The 11,877-nt window shown below is 39.4% G+C and carries 7 protein-coding genes and 1 pseudogene; 4 read left to right on the top strand and 4 right to left on the bottom strand.

Features of this window, described 5'->3' with window-relative positions; translation table 11 throughout:
- Positions 1 to 45: 45 nt before the first annotated feature.
- Positions 46 to 1,059, bottom strand: a complete 1,014-nt coding sequence (locus H6F45_RS15205; protein WP_096569099.1) for a type I glyceraldehyde-3-phosphate dehydrogenase — start codon at positions 1,057 to 1,059, stop codon at positions 46 to 48.
- Positions 1,060 to 1,417: 358 nt separating this feature from the next.
- Positions 1,418 to 2,044, bottom strand: a complete 627-nt coding sequence (nadD, locus tag H6F45_RS15200; RefSeq protein WP_096569102.1) for a nicotinate (nicotinamide) nucleotide adenylyltransferase — start codon at positions 2,042 to 2,044, stop codon at positions 1,418 to 1,420.
- A 604-nt stretch (positions 2,045 to 2,648) separates the two neighbouring features.
- Here nadD and murC point away from each other — a divergent pair.
- The gene (murC, locus tag H6F45_RS15195; RefSeq protein ID WP_096569106.1) at positions 2,649 to 4,109 is read left to right on the top strand and encodes a UDP-N-acetylmuramate--L-alanine ligase; all 1,461 of its coding nucleotides are present in this window, start codon (positions 2,649 to 2,651) and stop codon (positions 4,107 to 4,109) included.
- Positions 4,110 to 4,242: 133 nt separating this feature from the next.
- The gene (gene murB / locus H6F45_RS15190) at positions 4,243 to 5,241 is read left to right on the top strand and encodes a UDP-N-acetylmuramate dehydrogenase (RefSeq protein ID WP_096569109.1); all 999 of its coding nucleotides are present in this window, start codon (positions 4,243 to 4,245) and stop codon (positions 5,239 to 5,241) included.
- Here murB and H6F45_RS15185 read toward each other — a convergent pair.
- Positions 5,207 to 5,380, bottom strand: coding sequence for an alpha/beta hydrolase (locus H6F45_RS15185; RefSeq protein ID WP_242052636.1), 174 nt, complete (start codon positions 5,378 to 5,380; stop codon positions 5,207 to 5,209). The two genes, murB and H6F45_RS15185, sit on opposite strands and share 35 nt — an antisense overlap.
- A gap of 104 nt (positions 5,381 to 5,484) precedes the next feature.
- Between H6F45_RS15185 and H6F45_RS15180 the strand changes: the two genes are divergently transcribed.
- On the top strand, positions 5,485 to 5,835 hold the full coding sequence (locus tag H6F45_RS15180) for a YbaB/EbfC family nucleoid-associated protein (RefSeq protein WP_096569112.1): 351 nt from the start codon (positions 5,485 to 5,487) through the stop codon (positions 5,833 to 5,835).
- 1,166 nt (positions 5,836 to 7,001) lie between these two features.
- Here the strand turns inward: H6F45_RS15180 and H6F45_RS15175 are convergent.
- Complete coding sequence (locus H6F45_RS15175; RefSeq protein ID WP_190347596.1) at positions 7,002 to 11,369, bottom strand: calcium-binding protein; 4,368 nt, start codon at positions 11,367 to 11,369, stop codon at positions 7,002 to 7,004.
- 238 nt (positions 11,370 to 11,607) lie between these two features.
- On the opposite strand from H6F45_RS15175, the pseudogene H6F45_RS15170 reads away from it, so the two are divergent.
- Positions 11,608 to 11,877, top strand: a pseudogene (locus tag H6F45_RS15170) (hypothetical protein); the annotation flags it as partial.

Below are 11,877 nucleotides of genomic sequence, written 5' to 3'. Positions count from 1 at the left end.
TTTGCCTTTTGCCTTTTGCCTTCTTACTGTCACCTGTCACCTAAATTATGCCCATTTATTGGCTACTAACTCAGCTAAGTCTAAAACGCGTTGGCTATAACCCCACTCATTGTCATACCAAGCCATCACTTTTACCATGTCATTGCCCATAACCAAAGTTAAGTTGGCATCAACAATGGAAGATTCATTTGTACCTTGATAATCAGAAGATACTAGAGGAAGTTCGCTATAACCTAAAATGCCTTTGAGATAGGTTTGAGAAGCATCTTTGAGGACTTGGTTAACTTCTTCTGTAATAGTGGGTTTTTCAACCTGAACTACAAAATCCACCATTGAAACATTAGGGGTGGGTACACGCAAAGCTGTACCATTCAGCTTACCTTTTAAAGCTGGGAGTACCAGAGCCACCGCTTTAGCCGCACCAGTAGAAGTGGGAACAATGTTAATACCAGCCGCTCTAGCGCGACGCAAATCACGGTGAGAAGCATCTAAGATGCGCTGATCTCCTGTGTAGCTGTGAGTAGTGGTCATTGTGCCTTTGATGATGCCAAATTTTTCATGCAGCACCTTGGCAATAGGAGCTAAACAGTTAGTGGTACAGCTGGCGTTACTGATAATGTGATGTACGTTGTGATCATAATCTTCATCATTCACACCCATCACAAAAGTACCATCTTCATTTTTACCAGGAGCAGTAATCAGCACCTTTTTAGCACCAGCATTAACGTGGCGCATTGCCCCTTCCTTACTGGTAAAAACACCAGTGGATTCAATAATCAGATCAATTTCCCATTCTTTCCAGGGCAAGTTATCTGGGTTGCGATCAGATACGCATTTAATGGTCTTACCGTTGACAGTAATGGAATTATCATCAGCAGTAATATCCGCATTTTGTAACCTTCCCAGCATCGAGTCATATCTGAGCAGGTGAGCATTGGTTCTAGGATCGGAAGTGTCATTGATACCCACAAGTTCAACTGGGCTATTCTCTCTACCTATCCAGCAGCGTGCGAAGTTCCGTCCAATGCGCCCGAAACCGTTGATTGCAACTCTAATCACAGTGTCTTGCCCTCTGTATTTATGCCTATAAATTGATATCGTTGACCGTTATATAAAACCTACTCAAAATTACTCATGAGCTTTGTTTACTTCCTGCTTCACTCTGGAAGTGTCGGCACTACCCAGTCCACAGGCTTTAAGATTGGGTGTAACTCACCCTACTGTGCAAATGCTTTAGGCTTGGTTATTACCTAAAAACAGGGTAATTATCACACCTTTGAGTGTTGAAGTCTAGATTTTTTCGCTCAATGAGTAGATTGGAGTAAATGTTTTGATTCTGTTCCAGACCCCAATCATATCGCAAAGGGGAGGAGTATTTATAACTATAAAGTGTTCTATCCCAAAAAAAATACAGAATTTATTCAGAATTATGAGTGTAAAGATTGTGAGTGGCGATGTACAAGCCGACTGATTTCGGTACTAAATCATCAATGGAACAGCCTTGGCGACAAAGTTCACGGATGATACTTGACGAAACTCTTACTAAAGGTGTATGCAGTAACTGCCAATTGATTGTATGTGATTTTTCTCTAAATTTTTTTTCTACTTGGTTGCAGATTGACTCAGTTTGAGCTATAGTCTCACCACCGACCTGTCGGGGGGCAATTAACCAATCACACATTTGTGCTAGTTCATATCCACGATACCAACGAGGTAAAGTTTGGAAAGCATCCAAACCGATAATCCAGTACCAATGAGTATTTGGGTAAAAAGCAGATAAATCAATCAGGGTGTTAATAGAGTATGAAGTCCCAGAGCATTCTCTCTCAATCAGTGAGACTGTAAAAGCTGGGTTATTTTTAGTAGCTATATCCAGCATTGCTACTCGATGTTCAAACAGTGCGGCTTGTTTATGAGGAGGATTTTTTGAAGGTATCCAAATTATTTGTTCCAGATGTAATTGCGTCAAAGCCATTTTGGCTACGAGTAGGTGTCCCCAGTGAACTGGGTCAAATGTACCTCCAAAAATTGCTAGTTTCTGCATTTGATGTGCGGGAATATTCAGGTAAAGTAAAGCACACTGCTAAAGTTTTGTCTCTTACTTCCTACCTCCTGCCTCCTAAAATTTCCTACTGCAACTAGTTGAATAATCTTTTCCCTACCAATGTATTATTGTAGTCAATTCACCTGCTGGCTGGATATAAGTAGAAAAGCACAAAAAAACAGACGTATGTAACGAAAAGTAAAGTTACCTAAAAGTCTCTTCCCTCCTGCCTTCTGCCTCCTGCCTCCTGCCTTGCCATAACGACCATTTTTAACGCCTACCTACTTAGTGTCAAATTATGTTTGTAACTCAAGGACTTCCGTAGCCACTTTTAGTAAAGCCATCAACGATATGTATTTAACATTACAGGATTTTTTTCCCGATGTTACCCCAGTTTTCAGAATAATCATAAAAAGATATCAGAAATAGAGAAACTCTCTCGTCAGGGTAATATCTTTCTGAACAAGCAAAAACAAAGTAAAAAATTAACCCTTTATTCAGATATGAAAATCCTACAGGAGCAGTATCTGTAAAAATCCAAATCCTGTTATGATACGCGTGTCTTATGTAAAGATTTTGTGGTGTGGTGTAAGAGGAACAAAAGATGAATAGTCAGATAGATTTTAGCGGTAGACCATTTCATTTCATTGGGATTGGCGGTATAGGAATGTCGGCTCTAGCTTATGTGTTGACAAAACGGCAATTACCAGTATCAGGTTCTGATCTGCGACCTAATCAGATTACACGCAAGTTAGAATCCCTGGGCGCTCACATTTTTAGTAGACAAGAAGCCAGCAATCTGGAGTTCTTTCGTCCTCAAGAATCGGCTGATGGAATAGTATTAAATTCACCAGAAAAATTGCCCGTTGATAAGTCTAACTTACCTCAAGTAATTTGTTCAACAGCTATTAATACCAATAATTTGGAATATAAAGCTGCCATAGAATTAGGTTGTCCAATTTTACACCGTTCTGATGTCTTAGCTGCCTTGATTGCTGATTATTATAGCATTGCTGTAGCAGGAACTCACGGCAAAACTACAACCAGTAGCATGATTGGTTATATGCTATGGCAAGCTGGTCTTGACCCGACCATTTTAGTCGGTGGAGAAGTAAATGCCTGGGAAGGGAATGCTAGATTAGGGGAAAGCAAGTATCTAGTGGCTGAAGCAGATGAATCTGACGGTTCTCTGGTGAAACACGCCCCAGCTATCGGGATAATTACCAATATTGAACTCGATCATCCTGACCACTACGAAACATTAGACGAAGTAGTTGAGACTTTCCAAAAATTTGCCGAGGGTTGCCAAATTTTAGTAGGTAGCATTGATTGTGACACAGTGCGCGATCGCCTTAACCCAAACATCAGCTATAGTCTACATCCAGATACCGGCGCTGACTATACTGTCACCAACATTGACTATCGTGCTGATGGTACAACAGCTTTGGTTTGGGAAAAAGGTAAAGCCTTGGGTGTATTAAATCTACAACTTTTGAGTCGGCATAACCTCAGCAATGCTCTAGCCGCAGTAGCCGTAGGACGCGCCCTGGGTTTAGAATTTGGGGAAATTGCTAAAGGTATTGCTACCTTTGAAGGAGCAAGACGGCGCTTTGAGTTCCGGGGAGAAGCGGCTGGTATTACTTTTATTGATGATTATGCCCATCACCCTAGCGAAATTCGTGCTACTTTGGCCGCAGCACGTCTTCAGGCTAGACCAGGACAAAGGGTAGTTGCCATCTTCCAACCCCATCGTTATAGTCGGACACTTACCTTTTTAGAAGAATTTTCCGAATCCTTTACCCATGCTGATTTAGTAGTTCTCACTGACATTTACAGCGCCGGAGAACCAGATTTAGGACTGATTAATGGTGAACAATTAGCAGCAGAAATAGGGAAGCAGCATCAGCAGGTTATTTATCAACCGACTTTATCCTCTGTGTGCGAGTTTTTATTGTCAAACCTGCGTTCTGGTGATTTGGCGCTATTTTTAGGTGCTGGTAATCTGAATCAAGCGATTCCTGAAGTAATTGCTACACTTCGTGAACCAGCTAAAGCCACATCCTAAGCAAAGCACAGTTCTAGGTTTTCTAGGTTTTGTTTCTTGTGCGAATTTCCTATCTAGCAATAGTTTCATTAGTTAAACTTATTGCCGGAATTTTACGGTAAAAGAGTAATAAAAATTACCAATTAAAGCAACGATGATAACTTCCCCGGCTGCTGGAAACGTCTGTAAGATTTCTGCTTTGACTACAAATAAACAGCAAACAACTAATTCTGTTGATAGTGAAGTAATTTACTTACCCGGTACTGATTGTGTAATTAAAACCCAGGCTTCTTTATCAGCATTTACTTCCTACAGAGTTGGAGGAGAAGCCCAATGGTACGTTGCTCCACGCAACTTAGAAGCATTACAAGCAAGTATTGAGTACGCAAAAGAACAAGATTTACCAATAACAATCCTGGGAGCAGGTTCTAATTTGTTGGTCAGCGATCAAGGTATACCAGGCTTAGTGATTGCTACTCGTCATTTCCGTTCCAAGCACTTCGACCTAGAAACAGGTCAATTAACTGTCGCCGCAGGCGAATCTATTCCTAGCTTGGCATGGGAAGCCGCAGAATTGGGATGGGAAGGGTTAGAATGGGCTGTGGGTATTCCGGGAACTGTTGGTGGTGCAGTTGTGATGAATGCAGGGGCGCATAATAGCTGTATTGCAGATATGTTGGTGAGCGCGGAATTGCTCTCTCCTGATGGTACATTAGAAACTCTCACCCCAGCGGAATTAGGTTACAAATATCGGACTTCATTATTGCAAGGGGGAAAACGGATAGTTACTCAAGCAACCTTGCAACTTCAACCCGGTGCAGATCCAGCACAAGTTATAGCTACAACCAAACAACATAAACAACATCGCCTTTCTACCCAACCTTATAATTTTCCCAGTTGTGGCAGTGTTTTCCGCAATCCTAAGCCTTACACTGCTGGATGGTTAATTGAACAAGCTGGTTTAAAAGGCTATCAAATCGGTGGAGCGCAAGTTGCACAACTTCATGCTAATTTTATCGTTAATCGTGGTGGAGCTAAAGCCAGCGATATTTTCTGTCTCATTAATCATATTCAACGTGAAGTACAAGAACGTTGGTCAATTTGGTTAGAACCAGAGGTTAAAATGATTGGCGAGTTTCAAGCAGTTTGTTGATAGGGGACTGGGGACTGGTGACTGGGGACTGGTGACTGGTGACTGGTGACTGGTGACTGGTGACTGGTGACTGGTGACTGGTGACTGGTGACTGGTGACTGGTGACTGGGTAATCAATTTTATTTTTCCCAATTACCAATTACCAATTACCAATTACCAATTACCCATTACCCATTACCAATTACCCAACCCAACTATAATTGAATTTGATTTGTTATTCAAAGCATAAGTGGAAAATTTGTTATGACAGCAGGAAAAGGACAGGGATTTGGTTTTGGCCTAGGAAAAATGAAAGAACTTGCGGACGCTTTTAAAAAAGCACAGCAGGTTCAAGAAGGTGCAAAGCGTCTCCAAGAAGAATTAGAGCAAATGGAAATTCAAGGAGAATCTGGTGGTGGACTGGTTAAAGTAATTGTTAGTGGCAACCAAGAACCCAGAAGAGTAGAAATTTCCCCAGACGCAATAGCACAAGGTTCAGAGCTACTTTCCGACCTCGTAACAGCAGCTATGAAAGATGCCTACAACAAGTCTACTGCGACTATGCGGGAACGTATGGAAGATTTGACTAGTGGACTAGAACTGCCTGGATTATAGTCAATTAGTCATTAGTCGTTAGTTATTAGTCATTAGACTTGTCCGAAAATTAAATGTGCGTTTTCTAAAACCCTTGTAGAGACGTTCTATAGAACGTCTCTACATTACAGCAGTTTTCATGTCTTTAGACCACAGTCAGAGCGAAGCATTCGGATGATAGTCTTAGGTAAAAACCGATAATTAATTGTCCGAATGCTGATGCTTCCAGCACGCTTCGCGAACGCCCCTACATTGTTGACGCGAAACCTAAATCAAAATGTGGTTTATTTACCTGAAAATAGCTGTAATTCCCGGAAATGTCTATTTATGATATGTGTTAAAACCCACATTCCGCACCCCCCAGTGTCACAATCGGTAATTTCGGATTTTTGAAGACCTTTGAGGATAATTTTAATACAAAATGGTCTAAAGTTTAGGTAGCGTTCGCCAATCTCAAATCCCCAAATGACCATTTTTCGTTGTGTGACAGTTTAGGGTGCGGAAGGTGGGTTAAAAGTATGCAGATGATGAAATAACCATCGGCATTTTTTCCGGGCTATACTAACAGTAACTATCTCTAGCCCTGATGATTACGTCAAGTCTGGCTGAAATGAGAACATCCTCAAAGCCATACACAGACTGCCTTTTTAATTTTCGGACAGGTCTATTTGAGTTGGGAAGCACTGCTTGTAGCATATTGTTTTAGAAGTTAAATTTTTTACTTCCAGAAAAGCGTTAGCTTTTTTTGATAGCTACATATGATTTGAACCCACATTCCGCAGATAAAATCCAATTCTGAATAATTATCACGAAAGATTCAGGGTTGTACAAACTTTACTCCAAAAATATTCTCAATAAATGAGATAAATTCCTAATAAACATTTTATAGTTCCTTTGAACTAAAATCCTGAAAACCCTTACCAAACAATGTTTTTGGAGATAATTATTTTTTTATTCTCCGCTTATGCGGAATGTGAGTTTGAACCTCACATTCCGCACATTCAACTGTCACACAACGAAAAATGGTCGTTTGGGGATTTGGGATTAGCGAACTGCTTGCAGTAACGCTTTGCTATCGCTACCTCAGATTTCGACTCTTTTGTAGAAAAAGTATCTTCAAAAGGGTTCAAAAAATCGAAATTACCAATTGTGACACCGGGGGTGTGGAATGTGAGTTCAAACATCCTCTAACTAATCACAAAGTTATTCACATTCACTGTTCCTGTTAATCCTGTAACTTCAATAATGGCATCTGTGGCAGCATTAAACCCTGCTGTCGTATCATTGATTGCGACAAAGGTTTTTTGTCCAAAGCTGAATTGGGCTGCAAAGTTAGATTTAAAAGCTGTGGCTGTTAATTTTGCTCCGATATCTGCTGCATTTAGGGTATTTACTGCTCCGACATTCACGAATCCGGCTCGTGCGGTGGAAACACGGAATAAATCATTACCAGTCGTGGCGTTAAAGTCTGTGATCATATCAAATCCACTTAATAAAGAATCGGTTAAATTGCGATAATCAAAACGATCGCTTCCTAAACCACCAGTTAAGATATCTTGGCCTTTTCCGCCAGTGAGAAGATCATTTCCTGCTCCACCAATTAAGGTATCATTACCATCTCCTCCATTGATAATATCATTACCATTGCCACCATTAAAGATATTATTTGCACTGTTACCTAAGAAGTTACTTTGACCTGCAAAGTTGCTTAAATTAAACTGTTCAAAGTTGGTAATTTTTGTGCCAGTAATATTCACTTGATTAGTGGTATTGTTGAGATCAATAGAGATTGAATTTGTGGCATTTCCTCCTGTAATATTCAGAGTATCAAAACCTGCGCCTCCATTGATAATATCATTTTGTTGTAGGTTGCCAAAGACGCTGGTAATAATATCATTTCCGCCTTGAGCATCTATGATATCTTTTTCGGTTGTGGTAGTAAAGTTTTCATTATTAGCATTACCTGTGATAATGTTATCTACATTAGTCACACCAATAGTTAATTGTTTCTCAAAAGATAACCCATTTTTATCTGTTGTTCTGACGCGAATACTATAGCTATTTTTGGTTTCAAAGTTAAAACTACTATTAGCTCGGAGTTGGTTATTGTTAATAGAGAATAAAGCATTATCAGTAGCACCTGTACCTGAGACTAAACTATAGGTAAAAGTGTTATTTGCATCGGGATCTGTGCTGGTAAAATTACCAATGACAGTACCAATAGCTTGATTTTCTGCAATGTTGGTATTAGAGAGGGTGAGGTTAGTAGGAGATTCATTAACATTAGTAACACCGATGGTTAATTGTTTCTCAAAAGTTAAACCACCTTGATCTGTTGTTCTGACTCGAATACTATAGCTATTTTTGGTTTCAAAATCAAAAATACTATTAGCTTTGAGTTGATTATTGCTAATAGTAAATAAAGCATTATCAGTAGCACCTGTACCTGAGACTAAACTATAGGTAAAAGTGTTATTTGCATCGGGATCTGTGGTAGTAAAATTACCAATGACAGTACCAATAGCTTGATTTTCTGCAATGTTGATATTAGAGAGGGTGAGGTTAGTAGGAGATTCATTAACATTAGTAACACCAATAGTTAATTGTTTCTCAAAAGTTAAACCACCTTGATCTGTTGTTCTGACTCGAATACTATAGCTATTTTTGGTTTCAAAATCAAAAATACTATTAGCTTTGAGTTGATTATTGCTAATAGTAAATAAAGCATTATCAGTAGCACCTGTACCTGAGACTAAACTATAGGTAAAAGTGTTATTTGCATCGGGATCTGTGGTATTAAAATTACCAATGACAGTACCAATAGCTTGATTTTCTGCAATGTTGGTATTAGAGAGGGTGAGGTTAGTCGGTGCTTGATTTAAACTAACTATCTTTAATTCATTTGCATTATCAATGATTTGCCAGGTGCTATCATTAGCAAATTCAATTTTTTCAATTTGATAATCAGCATCACCACCCCAATCTGGCAGAGTAATTTTATCAGTTGTACCATAACTGATATAAAGATTATCTTGATCTCTAGTTAAAGTAATATCAGTGGGATTAATTCCTGTACCAAAACGGATGATGTCAATATTACCACTAGTGCTGTCAAAATCAACAATGGTATCTTGACCATCACCTCTGTTAAAGATGTAGATATCCTTGCCACTACCACCAAAAAGGATGTCATTTCCTGTACCACCCTCTAGGGAATCATTGCCATCATTACCAGAAAGGATGTCATTTCCTGCTAATCCATAAAAAGTTTCATTTCCCTCTGTACCATAATTATAATCATCATTAACAGTTCCCATAAAAGTTGCTGTTAATAACTTAGCTTTATCCCAAGTTATTCCGTTCGCAAATTCAACTTTTTCGATTTGATAACTAGCACTACCCCAATTTTTCACAGTAATTTTATCAGTTGTAGCATAACTGAGATAAAGATTATCTTGATCTCTAGTTAAAGTAATATCAGTGGGATTAATTCCTGTACCAAAACGGATAGTATCAGTATTACCAGAAGCGGTGTCCCAATCAGAAATGGTATCTTGACCATCACCTTGGTTAAAGATGTAGATATCGTTGCCACTACCACCATCAAGGCTGTCATTTCCTGTACCACCCTCTAGGGAATCATTGCCATCATTACCATCAAGGCTGTCATTTCCTGTACCACCCTCTAGGGAATCATTGCCATCATTACCATCAAGGCTGTCATTTCCTGTACCACCCTCTAGGGAATCATTGCCATCATTACCATCAAGGCTGTCATTTCCTGTACCACCCTCTAGGGAATCATTGCCATCATTACCATAAAGGTTGTCATTTCCTGCTAATCCGTACAAAGTGTCATTTCCCTCTGTACCATACAAAGAATCATTATTAACAGTTCCCATAAAAGGTGCTGTTAATAACTTAGTTTTATCCCAAGTTATTCCGTTCGCAAATTCAACTTTTTCGATTTGATAACTAGCACTACCCCAATTTTTCACAGTAATTTTATCAGTTGTAGCATAACTGAGATAAAGATTATCTTGATCTCTAGTTAAAGTAATATCAGTGGGATTAATTCCTATACCAAAACGGATAGTATCAGTATTACCAGAAGTGGTGTCCCAATCAGAAATGGTATCTTGACCATCACCTTGGTTAAAGATGTAGATATCGTTGCCACTACCACCATAAAGGGAATCATTTCCTGCTAATCCGTAAAAAGTGTCATTTCGCTCTGTACCAAAGAAATAATCATCATTAACAGTTCCCATAAAAGGTGCTGTTAATAACTTAGTTTTATCCCAAGTTATTCCGTTCGCAAATTCAACTTTTTCGATTTGATAACTAGCACCACCCCAATTTTTCACAGTAATTTTATCAGTTGTGCCATAACTGAGATAAAGATTATGTGGATCTCTAGTTAAAGTAATATCAGTGGGATTAATTCCTGTACCAAAACGGATAGTATCAGTATTACCAGAAGCGGTGTCCCAATCAGAAATGGTATCTTGACCATCACCTTTGTTAAAGATGTAGATATCCTTGCCACTACCACCAAAAAGGATGTCATTTCCTGTACTACCCTCTAGAGAATCGTTGCCATTATCACCATAAAGGGTGTCATTTCCTGCCCCACCATTTAAGTAATCATTGCCACTATCACCACCAAGTCCGTCATTTCCTGCCCCACCCTCTAAGGAATCGTTGTCACTACCACCACTAAGTCCGTCATTTCCTGCCCCACCATTTAAGTAATCATTGCCACTATCACCACTAAGTAAGTCATTTCCTGCCCCACCCTCTAAGGAATCATTGTCACTACCACCAATAAGTCCGTCATTTCCTGCCCCACCATCTAAGTAATCATTGCCATTCAGACCAATTAAAAACTCATTTCCTGCCCCACCAACTAAGTAATCATTGCCATTAGTACCAACAAGGAAAAGGGGTTCTCGGTTGGAGAGACTTTTTATCCCTACCACAACTGCGGATAAAGTAGTGCTATCAAAATCCCAGATAGCTTTATTGACACCGGAAATACCCAATTGATCAGTTATGGTACTACTAACGTCATGGGAAGCTGTATTGCGTGCTAAAAGTCCATTAGGATCAGCACGATAAAGAAGTGAAGGGGTTGAATCTGAACCTGTTAACCCTAAACCCGGATTATTCTGAGATATTGTGTCTCTTTCAGATACCGAAGCACCTATTAATATACTCATCACATCTACTGCTACTTGATGATTTCGAGATGTGGCATAATCAGGGTATTCTTGTCTGATTTTTGCGGCATTGTTAGGATCAGTAGTTATTTTTGATACATTTCCCGGTTGTACCATTTGGATAATTTGATCATTTGTGATCTTTGGATTATCAAGATAATCTTTATATACTATTTGAGTAGCTGTTTCTCCTCCTAATGTACCGCCCCGATCTAATGAAGATGCGCTGTTTCTGATTTTGTTGATAGCCTGAGCTAATTGATCATTGTTTGGATTGTTCTGGACGCGCCAAAGTCCACCTGTTTGATTGCTGTTTAGTTGTACGTTACTCACAAATGTTAGCTCCTATATAGATGAATTACTGTTATAGAGTATTTGGACAGACAGAATAGACTGCGTTCAGCAGAGATTTTACGCAAATTGCCCCCAATTCGTAACAAAATTACAAATCAGAAGCAACAGACGGGAAAATAAGCGATCGCTATCTAGTACATGATTGGCATTTTTAGATCTGGACTTTAGACTAAAAGAGAGCGATCGTTAGTGAAAGGGACTGCAAAAAAATTAAGGGATGCCTGTAAGAACAGACACCCCCATAGCGGAAAATGAAAAAAGCACAACTAATTCTCATATAACCGCTATGGATGTTTTTACACAACTTATGGAATTCCGTCAAGCAGCTTATGATTGTTTATGTAGGGCAAAAGACGCAATATTTGAAATGACGGATGCAATATTGCTGACACGCAACGCCTACAGTCTGGCAGACTTATCACTGTCTCCAGTATTTCGTCGTAAGTGGTCAAGTATTTATGAAACAACACAGGATACCAGACCACAA

The organism is Sphaerospermopsis sp. FACHB-1194 (assembly GCF_014696235.1).
GTDB lineage: Bacteria > Cyanobacteriota > Cyanobacteriia > Cyanobacteriales > Nostocaceae > Sphaerospermopsis > Sphaerospermopsis kisseleviana.
The sequence above is the reverse complement of the archived record's forward strand: the minus strand, read 5'-3'. Positions and strand labels throughout refer to the sequence as shown.